This window comes from Actinomycetes bacterium, from assembly GCA_022599915.1.
Lineage (GTDB): Bacteria > Actinomycetota > Actinomycetes > S36-B12.
In genome coordinates, this window is sequence record JAHZLH010000002.1 from 45301 (window position 1) to 60489 (window position 15189).

Consider the following 15189-nt stretch of genomic DNA (forward strand, 5'->3'; position numbering starts at 1 on the left):
GCAGTGCACCTTCGATCACTGTGCCTTGCCTCTCCGGACCAGTTGCCGACTAACGCAACTAAATCCTGGCAGATTGCGGGCCTCATCTCGCGCACCTACTCTGCTGATTTCTCCGGTCAAGAATCCGGATGCGCAGGCATTGCGGAGTGGATACGTGCAAGGCTTACGCCACAGACATCGGCACCAGATGAACCGTGCTCGGTTCGGGAGGTAACGTGACACCCTCACGCGTACTGAGCCTCGCCGCGACTATCGCGGCTATGGCCATTTCTCCGGCCGTACTTCCAAGCGCAGCGGCAGACCCACCGCCCACCAACCCGCCCTTGCTTATCGAGAAGCCGACAGAAGACGAAGCTGCTGGGCTCCTCGGCCAAACGCCACGACAGTGTCGCTACAGCGGTAACAGCTTTTACGAGGCCCCTGCCACCGAAGATTTGCCTGCCAAACTTGGGTCGTTGATTCGGTGCAAGAAGCACAAGATCAAGGGACTCAAGGATGCCTCGGCTTATCGAGTCATGTACACCACTGAGACACCTGACGGTTCTCCCCGGGCCAGCACTGGTCTCATTTTTGTCCCCAACCAGAAGGCTCCGAAACGTGGCCGGAAGGTGGTGGCTTGGTCTCACGGCACAGTTGGACTTGGCGCCAAATGCGCGCCATCGCGTTCACTGAAAAAGATCAGCCCCACGGGGACCGGAAGTTTCGAGTGGATCAACTCCATGCTCGCCCGGAATTGGGTGGTCGCTGCCACGGACTACATCGGACTAGGCACCAAGGGCCCGAATGCTGGGTCAGCTCTGTATCTGGTTGGTAATAGCGGTGCCATCGACACCATTAACTCTGTCCGGGCAGCCCGAAACCTCAACACCGCCAAGGCGCGCAAGACCTACGCGGTCTACGGTCATTCACAAGGTGGACAGTCCTCATTATTCGTTGGCAGCGTTGCCAAGTCATATGCTCCCAGCCTCAAACTCAAGGGTGTCGCGGCAGCTGATCCTGCTGCGGAGGTGGTCGCGGAAGTGAACCAGGTGTGGGACCAAGGAATCGGGTGGGTCATTGGACCGCCGGTGGTACTGTCTTGGCCCGCCGCCAACCCCTCACTCGATCCAACCGAAATCGTGAGCGAGGCGGGCCTGAAGCGCTATCGCAGTCTGGCCAAGGAGTGCATTGGTCCAGCATCGCTCGCCGGCCTCGCAGATCGCCTCTTGTTTGGTTCATTTTTTGTAGCGAACCCCATGAACAACCCGGACTGGGCGAGGTTTGCCGCCGAGCAAGTCACTCCACGAATCACAGCCGTTCCGGTCTTTATCGGGCAGAACACCGCGGATGGGGTTGTGCTCGCGAACACCATTGCAAAACTCCAAGTTGATTGGTGTTCAGCACCAGGCAAGCAGACGAAACTGAAGATGAACTGGGTCAAAGAACCGGAGCAGAGTTTCCTCAAGTCGCTGAGTATCCATGCTGACGCCGCTGCCTACCAGGCTCCGGCAGTGATCAAGTGGATCAACAAGCGCTTTAAGAATAAGTCGGCGCCTAGTTCTTGCGGTAGTAAGCCGCCGGTGGCTCCGGCTGGAGGCTAACCCATCATTCGCTGCGCGGCCTTGCCTGCATAGCTCACGATCGCGCCATGGCTCGACAGCACGGCAAGGACAACAGCCAGGCTCTGGTTAGCCGTCACCCGATTGATCAACGAGCGGCTATTTGGGAACTTTTAACTTGGCTGTCGCTTTCTTGCCCGCGCCAAGCTCATTGATTGCGCGCATTTGCACCTTGATCCGAGTCTTCGGATCGGCCTTGCGCAGTTTCTTTATCTTCTTGATCTTGCTCTTCAGTTTGGACTTCTTCTGCGTCATGGAGTCGGCGTCGATGGTGTACCACTTGCTGAATTTGCCCCACTTCGTTTTGCCGCCGGCCTTCTTCTGCTTGTTCTTGGCTTTCATTCGCCACTCGTATTCAGTGATCGCAGCCCCAACAGACTGATCAGGGACGCGGAACTTGACCTGGTAGCTGACCTTGCCCGACTTCTTCTGCTTCGCCTTGACCTTGAACTTCTGCAGCTTGTCCGGCTTGGCTAGCGCGTCACCGGTATCCCCGGCCTTACCGGAGCCACCACTGCCCGAACCGCCGTCACCGGAGCCGCCATTGCCCGAACCGCCGTCGCCGGACCCGCCACTGCCCGAACCGCCGTCACCGGAGCCACCTCCGCCACTAGCGGGTGCGGTGGGAGTCACCGCTATTGAGGAGCTGGAGTTATCCCCGGTGCCGACCGGGTTGATCGCAGCAACTCGGAATACGTAGCCGGTTCCAGCGGCCAAACCGGTGACGGTGCGGCTGGTGTCGGTATCGCCGGTGTCGGTATCGCCGGTGTCGGCTACTACTTCGTCCCAACCCGAACCGTCGTGAGCCTGAATCCGGTAGCCGGTGATAGCGGCACCGCCATCGGAACTCGGCGCAGCCCAAGACAGCGTTGCCTGTTCCACGCCCGCGGTGGCAGTCACCCCGGTAGGAGCACCAGGAGCGTCGGCGTAGGTGCCGATAGCGGTTTGGATCACGTTCTTGCTGCCGTTGGAGCGCCCCCAGACAGCCTGCAACGAATCACCTGAACCGGTGGACCATACCTGGGGCTCGTAGGCGTTTTGCCCAGACTCGGACACATCGTTGACGCTGCTCCACGTCGAAGCGCTGTCCTCGGTGGTCGCAGCCTGAATGACGTCGTGGCTGCCATCGAATCGCGGCCACACCACCACCGCCGTGCTCCCATCGACCGACGTCGCGATACGCGGCTGCTTGGCATTCTGACCGGTAGCGGAGATAGTTTGCGTCGCCGACCAAGAAGCACCCTTATCGGTACTGGTTCGTACGCGAATCACATAGTTCGATCCGTCGTAGGCCTTCCACACCGCGTGCACAACTGAGGCATCGTCTGCCGATCCCAGTTGACCGTCCAACGCCTCGGTGACGCCATCGGACAAGTCCGTCGGAGTCGACCACGTCGCTCCGGCGTCATCAGACATGCTGGCTTGCACCACATAGGTGCCACTGCTCTCGCGAGACCACGTTGCCACCACGTCCTGACCGTCTGCAGACGCCGACAACTGGGTCTGCACTGCATCCTCAGCGTTGTCGGACAAGTCCACCGCGGTTGTGCTCCAGGAACCGCCACCATCGGAACTGGTCTTGGTCTGAATCACCGTTTTGTTGGTACTGCCGTCATTGCGATGCCAACCAGCGACCAACGAGCCGCCATCCTCCGAGACCGTGATTGACGGCTGTACTGCCTGCTCGGAACCGTCAGACAAATCCGTAACCGCGGACCAACTGACTCCCTTATCCCCTGAGGTACTGGTCTGCACCAGATCAGTTGAACCGTCATCCCAACGCCACACCAACGAGACTCGGGAACCGTCTAACGACATCGCGCCCGACAACTCATAGCTGGTCTGGCTCGAATCCGACAACGTCGCAACCGATCCCCAGCTCTGGCCACCATCAGCACTCACGCGGGCCTGCACCACCCACTTGTTGGTGCCACCGCCGCCGCCGTTGTACCAGCGCCAAGCCGCCGCCACCGTCTTGCCATCGGCTGAACTCAGCAGTATCGGATCGATCGCGTTTCGAGTGGTGTCTGACAAATCAACGGCACTGCTCCACGAGGAACCACTGTCAGTGCTGCTGCTGTAGCGAATCTTGAACTGACTACCGGTGTACTCCTTAAACAGCAGATGCCGAAACGAGTCATCAGCCGACCCCGCCAACATCGCTTCTTCTGAGTTGTACGACGCATCCGACAACTCCAACACCACTCCCCAAGCCGAGCCGGCCTGAGCAGGCCCAGCCAGGGCAATAACCCCGGACAGACCCAAGGCAGCAGCAGTGGACAGTGCGATAGCCCGCAACAATTGATCGTGAACCTACTACTGGGAGAATTCGATCCGTGGCGACTCGTCAGCGGGATCGTTTTCGGACTGGTCCTACTTCTCGTCACCACACTGCTGGTGGGTGTTGTTCGCGCCTACCGCCGGGATAGACAGCAGTTGGAAGTCGAGAACGCTCGTCTTGAAGCCGTCGCAGCAGAGATTGATGTCGAAATCGCTGCCAGCGACACCGCAACTGCTCGCCGAGTGGAACGTACGCTAATCGATGCACTGTCAACGGAATCGGAACGGATCAACGCGGACCAACTAGACGCACTGGCCCACGGCGTAGTGCGGCCGTTGAGTCATGAACTCGCTCAGCAACTTCCTACCTGGTCGCCGCCACCGCTACCGGACTCACCTACGCAAGTACGATTCCGGCAGATTCTGGATCAATCCAGCCGGCGCTCACCGTTTCTGCCGGTAGCGACAGCCCTCGTCTTGCTCTTACTCGCTGCCTTTCCGGTCATCGTTGCCGTGGGACTCCGGCTGACGGCCGTGTATGGCGTCATCGGATTTGTGAGTTTGGCTGGCCTGCTCTGGCTGGCGAACGTGCTGGTGAACCGGCTAATCCCTGGCCGATCCATCACCGCGCGGACAGCAACTGTCGTGATATCCGCGGTTGTGGTCGGATTGATCTTTGCCGTGCTAGCTGCGACAGTATCGAACCTCACCGGCGCCGTAGTGGTGACGGAATCGGGAATTCGATTTGGCCTCTCAGTGCTTATTGCGGTCCTGGCATGGATTCTTTCCGTCACACGGGGATTACTCCGCCAACTCGCAGAGATTCGCACCCGACTAGCCCAGGTCAGTAGCCAACTGAATTGGCAGGTTGCTCGGCTGCGGCAGACGCAATGGGCCAGGCAACGCTACCTCGCCCGACTCTTCCACGGCCCGCTGCAAACGTTGCTGATGAAGAGCGCCCATGAACTGCGCACCGTTGACGTTGATGACACCGCTGGACTCCGCGACCGGCTGAAGCTGGAGATCCAGAAACTACTCACCAATGTGGAAGGTGGTGATGAAGAGGTTTCCTGGCCAGATGGCCTGTCCCGGATGATTTCCACCTGGGACGGCATCGTCGAGATCACTGTCGCGCAAGATCAAGCAGTTCTCGACGTACTCGCGGTAGATACCGTTGGCCGGAGTCTGGCTATCGAAATCTTCAGCCAGGCAGTAGCCAACGCGGTCCGGCACGGCAACGCCACTTCGATCACGCTGATCTCCCGCATCAGTGAACGCGAACTGTGGCTAGACATTCGTGACAACGGCGAGTCGGAGCCGTCGGATTCCGTGGGGATGGGCACCCAAGTCCTCATAGACTGCACCACCTTTTGGTCCCGCGATATCGGCCGCGACGGAGCCCGAGTAGAAGCCCATATCCCGGTGCTTGCTCCGGCAACCTGATCCTAGATCGCAGCCGTACTTTCCAACGCGGCGTCATCTGAGTCCCCTTGGCTCGATTGTCTTGCTCTCGGTCGGCCGACTTCTGCAACGCGTCCCCAGCAGGTAGCGAAATGACCGCTGGCGCCCTAGCGGCAAGCAGCCAGGTGCGCTCAAGCGTCCAAGGTGGGGCACCATAGTGGAAACACGTGGAGGCACTATGACCGAACTCGCGTTCGCTGGAACCGACTCCTACCTAACCAATCCCGCACTTGAAGCAGCCGTCCGTACCGCGCTGGTCTTAGAAAAGCCGTTGCTGGTGCGGGGTGAGCCTGGGACTGGCAAGACGCTGCTCGCCGAAGCCATCGCCGAGGCCCTCGACATGGAACTGATCACCTGGCACGTTAAGAGCACCACCCGGGCACAAGAAGGCTTGTATCACTACGACACGGTGCAGCGGCTATACGACAGCAGGTTCGGTGATCACGATGTGCGTGACATCGCTGACTACATTCACATGGGGCCGATGGGTCGGGCGTTCCGCTCCGATCAGCGCGTCGTACTCCTGATTGACGAAATCGACAAAGCCGACCTGGAGTTCCCCAACGATCTGCTGCATGAACTCGATCGAATGCGATTCCGGGTCATGGAGACCGGCGAAGATGTCGCTGCACAGCATCGCCCGGTGGTCATCATCACCAGCAACGCGGAGAAGGAACTTCCCGACGCTTTTCTGCGGCGCTGCGTGTTTCATTTCATTGATTTCCCCGATCAGGAGTTGATGGCAAGGATCGTGGGCGTGCACCATCCGAACCTGAACGAAGATCTGCTGCAACAGTCGCTGGCTGCCTTCTATCGGATTCGGGACATGGATCGGATCCGCAAGAAGCCGTCCACCAGTGAACTAGTGGACTGGATTGCCATGTTGCTGGCCAGTGGAATCACGGATGTGGATCTCGAAGCCCAGACGCCGTACTTGGGCACGCTTTTGAAGAAAGAGCAGGACCTCGCTGCCTTCGGTCAGCACCTCACCGGAATCACCCGCGGTCGCTACTGAGAACCGGCCATGACCACCACGAGCGCTCCTATGTTCTTGGGACTGCTGTACCGACTGCGGGAACTCGACGTCCCAGTGGGGGCGCAAGAGGCAGTGGCGCTGGCGCAGGCACTAGCCGCGGGGTTGCATGACAGCACCCCCACCGGCTTTTACCACACAGCTCGCTCACTGCTGATTCATCACGAATCCCATCTCGATGCCTTTGATCGCGCCTTCCTCGCGGAGTTCGCTGGGCTGGAAGGTGACTTGCCGATCAAGCAGGAGTTGCTGGACTGGCTGACACAGGCAGCTGAAGGAGAAGCCCCGAACCTGGACTTTCCGGAGTTGACGCCGGAGGAAATCGAAGAACTGAAGCGGGAGTTTCAGCGTCGGCTAGCCGAACAGCAGGATCGCCATGATGGCGGCAACTATTGGACCGGCACTCGCGGCTCCTCACCCTTTGGTAACTCCGGCACACCGCGACCCGGAATCCGCGTGGGCGGCTCCGGCGGCAACCGGAGTGCAGTGCAGGTAGCGCAGGATCGGCAATACACCGGCTATCGCGGCGACATCACCTTGGACACCCGCCAACTCGAAATCGCGATGCGACGACTGCGAGCGTTCGTGCGGGAAGGTTCGGAAGAGGAACTGGACCTAGAACGCACGATTGAAGAAACCGCCCGTAACGCCGGTGAGATCGAAATAGTGACTCGACCCCCCAGCCGGCCAGACACTCACGTCATCTTGATGATGGATGTGGGCGGTTCGATGTATCCGTACGCCAACGTTATATCCCGGCTGTTTAGCGCCGCGCAACGCGCAACTCATTTCAAGGAGCTGCGCACCCTGTTCTTCCACAACGTGGTCTACGGCCGGGTCTACACCGATGAACGCTTCAGCGAGTGGGTCTCTGTCCAAGACCTCATCGCACAGTGCGGGCCGCACTACAAACTCATCATGGTCGGCGATGCACTGATGGCACCGTATGAATTATTGGCACCGGCAGCCGCCCGCACCGGTGATCCCGATCCCCGCAGCGGGTTGGAGTGGCTGCGATTACTGGCGGACCATTTCACCGACGCAGTGTGGCTCAACCCGGAGGCGAGTTCATGGTGGCAGAGCACCACCATCGCCGAAATCGCCGAGGTCTTCCCGATGTTCCCCATGACCGTGGATGGGCTGTCGGAAGCCATGGCGAAACTCAACCGGGGGGCCAGCCACCGGCGGTAGCGGAAATTTTCCGGAAGCAGTTCGACCAGAACTGCCCACCTACTAGTCCAGTTCGCTGGGCTTCTCGCCCTTGCTCAGCCAGCGGTCCAGGCCGTAGAAAATCGACGCGAACAGTAGTCCCAAGATCACCACGATCACGATATTGATCGCGATGCCGGTGTACCCGTCCGCGGTCACTCCGGGGATGATCTCTCCTGGCGCGCCGGTGTCGTTGTAGTTGGGGTTGATGAACGGGTACGGATACCAACTGCCAGCTTCACCAATCGACTCCGATGGTCCCCATTGGTCGGACTTATCGCTTGGCGCGCACTTGTCGCCGGGGCGCTGAATCATCGCCAAACCGTGCAGCAGGGTGTAGGTAAGCCAGATCACTGGAATGAGCATCATCTTCCAGATCAGGTCGCCAGTAAACCGCGGCCGAGGACCAAATACCAAGAAGCCCAACAGGGTTGCCCACGGCACGATGTAGTGGAAGACCGTATTGGTGTAGATACCGGAGCCACAGGGGTTGGCTGACGGAGCCAGCAGGATCGCGTAAATCAGGCCGGTGATCACGATCATGACCAGGCTGGTCATGCGCAACCAGCGGAAGATCTTGTCATCGCGCCGCGGGTTGGCGAATATCGACCAAGCAACGATGAACGCGAAGATGTTGGACCAGATCGTGAAGTAACTGAGGCTGAATGAGATGCCATCCAGCGGTGATGCCACCTGCTCGTTTGTGGCCGAGTTGAACAAACTGATGGCCAGGGCAGATGTGCCGAGTACCGCTAGGATCAAGTTGTAGATCCGGGAGGCCACGATCATGCCGGGGCTGCCGGGCGTAACGGTCGTAGTGGCCGGCCGCTGCGGGTCGGCTTCGGGCGTAGCTGCAGTGCTCATAACGTCATTGTTGCGATCTTGCCGCCGCTTTGCCGGTTTTCCGGCACAGTTCCGCTACCCAGTGCGTGCGAGTGGGTGACCCGAGCACTTCCCACAGCATTGGAAAGCTTCTTCAACCGTGCAGCGGGCAGCCTTTGGCCTAACTGATAAGGACCGCGAGCACATTGATCGGTCCTACAGCGGCAGGCCGTAACTCCCGCTATGGCATCCAATACGGCTGCGCATGCACGAATTGGGTGCTTTGTCCTCAACTCGGTCTATGTGATACTCGCCTGATGCGTAGTGGGGTCTCAGCTGTAGCAGTCGTGCTAACGAGCGGGCCGTTGCTGCTCAGTTGTGCCAGCCAGGGTTCCACGAATCAAGTGGAAAGTGTCGAGACTCGAGTTGCGCAACTCCCCGTCGAAGCGGGGATCCCCACCGAATCGCCAACAAGCTCCGCTCTAGACCCCACTTCCACCGCTACTCCCACATCCAGCCCCACGATTTCGCCTTCGCCTACGTCCAGCCCCACACCTTCTCCTACGCCTTCTCCACCGAAACGAAAGGTAGTCAACGTTGCTGCCACCGGGGATTTCCTGATTCACGGTGCAGTGTTTCGGCGGGCTTTGAGGAATGGTGGCGGCAACCGCTACGACTTCGACCCTATGTTTCGGTCGATCCGCAAGTACATCAAGAAGGCTGATGTCGCTATCTGCCACTTCGAAGTTCCCATGACTGGCGGGAGCCCTGCGGGTTACCCCAGTTTCAACTCGCCGCGGAGTCTGGCTAACTCGGCCAAACGAACCGGCTGGGATATCTGCAGCACCGCCTCGAACCATACTCTCGACAAAGGGCAATCAGGTGTCGATGCCACGCTCAAAACAATTCGGAAAGCCGGCCTAGTTCCGAGTGGCTCTGCCGAAAGCAAACGAAGAGCAAGAAAGACTCCGATGGTCAAAGTCAACGGAACTCGGGTCGCGCTGCTGTCCTACACCGACTCCACCAACGGCATACCTCGGCCCTATCCGTACAGCGTCAACTTGATTGACCCCACCCGGATAACGAAGGACGCGGCACGCGCCCGTCGCGCGGGTGCTGAGCTAGTGATCGTGAACATGCACTGGGGAGCCGAATACCAAAGCGCCGTTACCGCCCGGCAGGCCGAGTTGGCTGATCAACTGACGGCTTCTCGTCATATCGATGCCGTGATCGGTCAACACGTGCATGTCGTTCAACCCATTCGCTTTGTCAACGGGAAGCCGGTTGTCTTCGGCGAGGGAAATCTGGTGTCCAATCAGTCCGCAGCCTGCTGTGCCGTCGGCTCGAATGACGGAATGATCGCCACACTCAAGTTCGTCATTAAGGGTGATCGGGTCAAGTCCAAGAAAGTCTCGTATGTACCCGTCACCGTCCGTCGGCCCGACTATCTGGTCGTACCCATCGGTCTCGGGGCAAAGTCCGGGCTCATGTCTTTGGAGAGTTTGCGAGCCTCGTATACCCGCACCGTTTCAGTAGTCGGCCGCACAAAAAAGATCAAACCGGTTCCTCAAACATCCCCGTAACTTATGACGTGCCACAAGTGGCGCTGGTCGATCGAAAACTTCCTGTCCGTTCTAAACTGACCAAAACCTTCAGATCCTTCTTGCGATAGGGGCCTCACATTGACACGTCGCATTTTGATCAATACCGGCAATGGCATGTTCGGCCACGCTTTGATCGGGAAGCTGCTTGACCGAGACGATATTCAGATCCGCGCGATGGTGCGTGACCGCAGCAAGTTCGATCTCACCGGAACCAACCTGGAAGTCGTGGTCGGCGACATGGACGACCCGGCGTCTCTGGTCGAACCGACCCGGGATATTTCCCATGTCTTCATCACCTCACCCATGGGCGAAAAGGTCACCCAACGAGAAGAAGCCGTCGTGGACGCGGCAAAGGCAAATGGCAATCCGCACGTAATCAACATCTACGGCGCGGTCCGCCACGAGGGCGACCACCTGGACTCCATGCATGTGGCAGCCATTGCACACCTCAAATCAAGCGGTCTGCCCTGGACTTTGGTCTCCCCAAATTCTGTGATGGAGACGTCCCTGAAAGAGTTTGAGGAGCAACTGCCTATGGGGGTGATGCTGGGCATGTCTGGCCACGGCAAAGTTGGGCTCGTTGCGGTGGATGACGTGGCCCGAGTGATGGCAACTGTGGCGACAACGTCGGGGCACGAAGGCAAGAACTACGAATGTACTGGGCCGGCCGCGGTCGATATGAGCGAATTGGCTGCTGCGTACTCACAGACGCTCGGACGAGAAATTGCATACATCGACCTTTCAGAGGACGAGTTCGCGCAGATGCTGCTTGATCATGCCGGCTTCCATTCACGGGAGGAACTGGAGACGGCAGTGTTATGCCACCTGCGCGCCTGGCGAGAAAACCGGGCCGACCTCGTCACTGACACCGTCGAGCAGGTGACCGGGCAGCCAGCCATGCCGATCCAACAATGGGTGCAGTCGCGTGCCGATCAACTCCGCCGCAAACCCACCCTCGGTGAACGACTAGGGGGATTCGGGCTCCGAGAAAAATACCGAAAGAGCATCTTGAAGTAGCGGCGATCGGCGATCCATATCAGGTTGCCGGAGTATCCGTGCGCATCACTAGTCGAGATGGTTGCGTTCCTCGATCTTCTTGTGCCTGTATTCGACATCCGCCCGGTCATTCCATAGCCTCGAAGAGATGTCTCAACGCCTGACCACCGACAGTCGTCTGTGGCGAATAATCATCGCGTCTGCGCTGGCTATGTTCTTGGTGAATCTGGACTTCTTTGCGGTGCAGGTCGCCCTACCGGACATGTCAGCGGACCTCAACACCACTGAGGCCAACCTGCAGTGGGTGATCAGTGGCTATATGCTGTCGCTAGCCGCATTCCTGATCGTTGCGGGGCGTCTTGCCGATCTCTTGGGTCGCAAAACCTGGATGATTGCCGGTATCAGCATTTTCGGGCTCACCTCCCTCCTCGGCGGTTTCGCCACAACCGCGGGAATGATCATCATCATGCGGATCCTGCAGGGAGTCGGTGCCGCGATCTTAATGCCGGTTTGTCTTGCGGTCGTTACCAACGCCTTCCCCGCTGCCAAGGTGCAGCGCGCGATCGGAATGGTCTTTGGAATCGCGGCCATCGGTCAAGCCGGTGGGCCGCTGTTGGGAGGCTTGCTGACGGAGTTAGCGTCGTGGCGCTGGGTTCTGTGGGTTAACGTTCCGATTTCTGTATTGGTGATCTACCTAACCGTCACATCAGTTCGACAAAGTGTGGCAGAAGGCGAAGAAAAGCGAATCGATTGGTTGGGCCTCGTACTGGTCGTCACAGCCATTGGCGTATTCACCTTTGGTATTGACGAAGCTGCCAATTGGGGTTGGGATTCACCCCTCACCTGGAGTTTCATCCTGGGCGGTCTGATCGTGGGCGCTTTCTTCTTGCTCTGGGAGAGCCGTTTTCGACCACCGCTCATGGATCTCGCCCTGTTCCGTATTCGTGAGTTCAGCGTGATGATCGGAGCCGGCATGGCGGGCAATATGACTGCTGTAGTGGCCATCTTCTTGTCGATGATCTACCTGCAATCCGTCGAAGGATTCACACCGTTTCAAGCCGGTCTGGCATTCATGATTTACTCCGGCGGCATCACGATTTCAGCCCAAGTCGCGGGCCGGCTGGAAAGGTTTACCTCGTGGAAGGTGATGGTGATCGCCTTGGCGACGGGAGGGCTAGGTGTGATCGCCATGGGTTTGCTCACCGAGTTGATCTTCTGGTTCCTGTTCACCTCACTCTTTGCCGGCCTTGGCCTGGGTATGGCATGGACCTACACCAACGTGGTGACCCAATCAGTCGTTCCCAAGGCAAAGGCGGGAGCAGCATCCGGGATTGTCTTGACTGTATTGATTGGCATGGGTGGTGTGGCTACCGCCGTTGCGTCCTCATTGACCACCACCGGAATCAATGCAGGTGGTCAAGCCGGCGATGTCATCAGCAATGTGCTCATTGGCTTCGGAACCTTCACATTGATCTTCGTCCCGCTCGTTGCTTTCCTCGGCCGACAGCCCACGAAACAGTCGCAACAACCGAGCCCGACCGTCGGCGAGTGAGGAACAACTCGGCGATCCCCATCGTCTCGACACATCCGGCAACTCGACAATCCGGTTGCCAACGAACCAACCAGAGCGATGACGGATTGGCAGGATGATGCCACAACGGCGCCCATCATCAGACTCGCAGCACCTTGTTGCCGTCGGCGGTTCTGTTCAGCCGCCCGCGCCGGTAACGTCACTCTCATCATGAGTTCTAGCGGATGGTTGGTCGCAGCAGCGCTCGCTATCGCCTTGGCGGCGGCACACTTCTTCGCCTACCGCGTTTCCCGGCTATCCAGCAGAACCCAAGATGTGCTGGCCTCTGTTGGCGCCGGTGCGGCGATCGCCTACATCTTCGTGCACCTGCTACCGGAGTTGGCATTGGGTGGTCGCGAACTGACGGAGTTAGACATTGCCCAGTTCACTCCAACGCCGGTTACTGAGGCGGGACTGTTCTTGGTGGCCATGGTCGGGCTGGTGACCTTCTTCGTGCTGGACGTCCGGACTGATCAAGGACGCGCGTCAACCACGACCAATTTCCGGGTCCACCTGCTGTCCTTTGCCGCCATCAGCGCGATCTACGCCTACACGCTGCCGTCGCTGGTCACGACTGGCCTGGACTATGCCGTGCTGTTTACCGTGATCATTGCAGCTCATCTACTGCTGGCGGATCGAGCGTTGGCCCGCGCGCACCCGCAGCAGTTCGAGCATCAGACTCGCTGGGTCGGGATCGCCGCGGTAGGAGTGGGCCTTCTCGTCGCCTACCTACTGCCGCCAGCCAGCGAGTACCTACTGGCAACTGCTACGGCATTCCTTGGTGGCGTCCTACTGATGACCACTTTTCGCGAGGAGCTGCCGTCAGCTTCTCGCGCCCGACTGCCGTGGTTCTTGCTGGGGCTTACGACCATGACAGTCTTGCTCATCGTGGCGTTGGCAATGTCCGAACGCCACTAGCCACCAGCCAGCCCGGAACAGGCCTAAGTCTGGTCCGCCCAAGTTCCTGCGAGCTCGAAACCTTCCACCATTTCGTCACCTTCGACCCAGGCGTCATGACCGGGCAATACCGAGTAGGCGTCACCGGCCCCGTAGGTCGTTTCAGTGCCATCGTCATGCACGACGTGCACCTGCCCTTTGGTGATCACTCCCAGGTGGCGCACCTGACACGAGTCGGTGCCCACCATGGGCTTAATGTGTTCCGACCAGCGCCAGCCAGGATTGATCCGCAGTCGGGTGATCTTCACGTCCCCGAACTCGACGATGGCGGCTTCGCCCTTGTCGTCCGGCAAGGTGTTTTTAATATCAGCGGTGTCAAAGCTCTGTACTTCGATGCTGCTCATGTTTTCTCCTTCATTTCTGTTTCGTGGGGTGATTATGATCGGCACTAATCCGCCTTGCGTGCCGAGAGACTTACTCATCTACCGGGGTAGATGAGTAAGTCTCTCGGTGAATCTCCGCGGACGGTGGCAGTTCAGCCTGCTGGCGCGAAGACGGCTGACATGTCCGAAACACCCCAGTGGCCCGCGATCTGGCCATCTCGCCATTCCAAGATGTCGGTGAAGGGAATCTTCACCGCGTTGCCTGAACCGGGCATCCCCATGAAGTCACCCGTGTGGGTGCCAACAAAGTTCCCGTAGGCCACGACCCGGTCGCCCTCCTCCAGCATGAAGTCAACTTCTGCACGGATGTCCGGCATCCCTTGACGCATCATGCGAAACATCATTTTGGGCACGTCCCGACCCGTTGCTTCCAGGCCAGGGACTTCTTCGTGTTCCACGAAATCCTCGGTGAAATAGGTATCTACCAGAGTGTCGATATCCCCGTTCTGGGACATTTCGCCGTAGAGCTTTTCAGTCAGAACTTTTTTGTCAGACATGGTCACCTTTCGCTGTTACTGTTTGCCCCAGACTGTCACTGCGGTTGCAATCCGAGGTCGAGGTCGCGTGACAGGCGCGTGAACTTCTTCCCTCAATAAACCAAACTCACGATGATGTTGCAGTGCCGACAGGCGCTTCAATCCGAATGGACTACCCAACTGCTGCACCCACACCGAGACCAACTGGCCAGCCACTATCCATCGATGACACCATCACGAAACTCGGCAAGACCATAATGATGCGCCGAGGTGTGAGGGGAGGCTCAACCGGCGACGTTTTCTTGCGATACGGGGTGGCTTAGTGACCGTTCAGCGTGCTCCATGACCGATGCGGATACCTGGCTAACCATTCACGGACCTGGCGAAGCGATTCCGCGCAACCCTTCGGTTTCAGCGCGAAGCAATTGGGCATCTTGAAAATGAGCCCCGCGAAGAACCGAATCGACAGGAGAAACCATGAGCATTCCGGAACGGCTAGTGACAATCGCACTGATCGTTGCGTTGGCGTTGATCGGCGGCCATCTGTTGGCTGCTGGGTCGGAGACGGAGACCAAAGCGATCCCGGCACCTCACGGCCAGACAACGATCTACTGACTACGGGTGGGCAAAGATCCCGGCGCAGCTCGACTAACCCTATTCTCTGACCCCACAGCGAACCCCTAGGACCTACTCCCCCACGCCTGGCACCCGTGGCACACTAAACCTCGGTGTCAATCAACCCATGACGCAGGTTATGAGCAGCGTTATGAGCACGGTTATTGGCACGCACCCAGCGCCCG

Annotated in this window: 13 protein-coding genes; 9 read left to right on the top strand and 4 right to left on the bottom strand. The window is 58.8% G+C overall.

The genetic code is table 11. The features are described 5' to 3' along the window. The first annotated feature begins 215 nt into the window (after positions 1-215). The gene (locus K0U62_00760) at positions 216-1580 is read left to right on the top strand and encodes a lipase family protein (protein MCH9800045.1); all 1365 of its coding nucleotides are present in this window, start codon (positions 216-218) and stop codon (positions 1578-1580) included. Positions 1581-1697: 117 nt separating this feature from the next. Here K0U62_00760 and K0U62_00765 read toward each other — a convergent pair whose 3' ends face one another. Next, a complete protein-coding gene (locus K0U62_00765) occupies positions 1698-3896 on the bottom strand; it encodes a fibronectin type III domain-containing protein (protein MCH9800046.1) in 2199 nt (732 codons plus the stop codon). 9 nt (positions 3897-3905) lie between these two features. Here K0U62_00765 and K0U62_00770 point away from each other — a divergent pair, with 9 nt between their 5' ends. The 3 genes from K0U62_00770 to K0U62_00780 all read left to right on the top strand — a co-directional run bounded on the left by K0U62_00770 (position 3906) and on the right by K0U62_00780 (position 7563). Continuing rightward, positions 3906-5321, top strand: coding sequence for a hypothetical protein (locus K0U62_00770; protein ID MCH9800047.1), 1416 nt, complete (start codon positions 3906-3908; stop codon positions 5319-5321). Positions 5322-5517: 196 nt separating this feature from the next. Further along, positions 5518-6354, top strand: coding sequence for a MoxR family ATPase (locus K0U62_00775; protein ID MCH9800048.1), 837 nt, complete (start codon positions 5518-5520; stop codon positions 6352-6354). Positions 6355-6384: 30 nt separating this feature from the next. After that, complete coding sequence (locus K0U62_00780; GenBank protein ID MCH9800049.1) at positions 6385-7563, top strand: VWA domain-containing protein; 1179 nt, start codon at positions 6385-6387, stop codon at positions 7561-7563. A gap of 42 nt (positions 7564-7605) precedes the next feature. Here the strand turns inward: K0U62_00780 and K0U62_00785 are convergent, their stop codons facing one another. Further along, complete coding sequence (locus tag K0U62_00785; GenBank protein MCH9800050.1) at positions 7606-8445, bottom strand: Pr6Pr family membrane protein; 840 nt, start codon at positions 8443-8445, stop codon at positions 7606-7608. Positions 8446-8720: 275 nt separating this feature from the next. Here K0U62_00785 and K0U62_00790 point away from each other — a divergent pair, with 275 nt between their 5' ends. The 4 genes from K0U62_00790 to K0U62_00805 all read left to right on the top strand — a co-directional run bounded on the left by K0U62_00790 (position 8721) and on the right by K0U62_00805 (position 13491). Beyond that, the gene (locus K0U62_00790; GenBank protein MCH9800051.1) at positions 8721-9986 is read left to right on the top strand and encodes a CapA family protein; all 1266 of its coding nucleotides are present in this window, start codon (positions 8721-8723) and stop codon (positions 9984-9986) included. Between the two features lie 99 nt (positions 9987-10085). After that, positions 10086-11024: an NAD(P)H-binding protein gene (locus K0U62_00795; GenBank protein MCH9800052.1), complete on the top strand. Its 939-nt coding sequence runs from the start codon at positions 10086-10088 to the stop codon at positions 11022-11024. 127 nt (positions 11025-11151) lie between these two features. Beyond that, positions 11152-12555: an MFS transporter gene (locus K0U62_00800; GenBank protein MCH9800053.1), complete on the top strand. Its 1404-nt coding sequence runs from the start codon at positions 11152-11154 to the stop codon at positions 12553-12555. Between the two features lie 324 nt (positions 12556-12879). Continuing rightward, positions 12880-13491 carry a hypothetical protein gene (locus K0U62_00805; protein MCH9800054.1) on the top strand — a complete coding sequence of 204 codons (612 nt, stop codon included), beginning with the start codon at positions 12880-12882 and terminating at the stop codon, positions 13489-13491. Between the two features lie 23 nt (positions 13492-13514). On the opposite strand, the gene K0U62_00810 is transcribed toward K0U62_00805, so the two are convergent. Together K0U62_00810 and K0U62_00815 are read right to left on the bottom strand one after the other, a co-directional pair. Next, positions 13515-13874: a cupin domain-containing protein gene (locus tag K0U62_00810; protein ID MCH9800055.1), complete on the bottom strand. Its 360-nt coding sequence runs from the start codon at positions 13872-13874 to the stop codon at positions 13515-13517. A 131-nt stretch (positions 13875-14005) separates the two neighbouring features. Next, positions 14006-14416 (bottom strand): ester cyclase, encoded by a 411-nt coding sequence (locus K0U62_00815; protein ID MCH9800056.1) that lies wholly within the window; start codon positions 14414-14416, stop codon positions 14006-14008. A gap of 450 nt (positions 14417-14866) precedes the next feature. On the opposite strand from K0U62_00815, the gene K0U62_00820 reads away from it, so the two are divergent. Further along, positions 14867-15004, top strand: coding sequence for a hypothetical protein (locus K0U62_00820; GenBank protein ID MCH9800057.1), 138 nt, complete (start codon positions 14867-14869; stop codon positions 15002-15004). The last annotated feature ends 185 nt before the right edge of the window (positions 15005-15189 follow it).

Excerpts from the sequence above, each read along its gene's own strand:
- K0U62_00800 (MCH9800053.1), top strand. The coding sequence starts at position 11,152 with ATGTCTCAACGCCTGACCACCGACAGTCGTCTGTGGCGAATAATCATC.
- K0U62_00790 (MCH9800051.1), top strand. The coding sequence starts at position 8,721 with ATGCGTAGTGGGGTCTCAGCTGTAGCAGTCGTGCTAACGAGCGGGCCG.
- K0U62_00780 (MCH9800049.1), top strand. The coding sequence starts at position 6,385 with ATGTTCTTGGGACTGCTGTACCGACTGCGGGAACTCGACGTCCCAGTG.
- K0U62_00810 (MCH9800055.1), bottom strand. The coding sequence starts at position 13,874 with ATGAGCAGCATCGAAGTACAGAGCTTTGACACCGCTGATATTAAAAAC.
- K0U62_00820 (MCH9800057.1), top strand. The coding sequence starts at position 14,867 with ATGAGCATTCCGGAACGGCTAGTGACAATCGCACTGATCGTTGCGTTG.
- K0U62_00785 (MCH9800050.1), bottom strand. The coding sequence starts at position 8,445 with ATGAGCACTGCAGCTACGCCCGAAGCCGACCCGCAGCGGCCGGCCACT.
- K0U62_00775 (MCH9800048.1), top strand. The coding sequence starts at position 5,518 with ATGACCGAACTCGCGTTCGCTGGAACCGACTCCTACCTAACCAATCCC.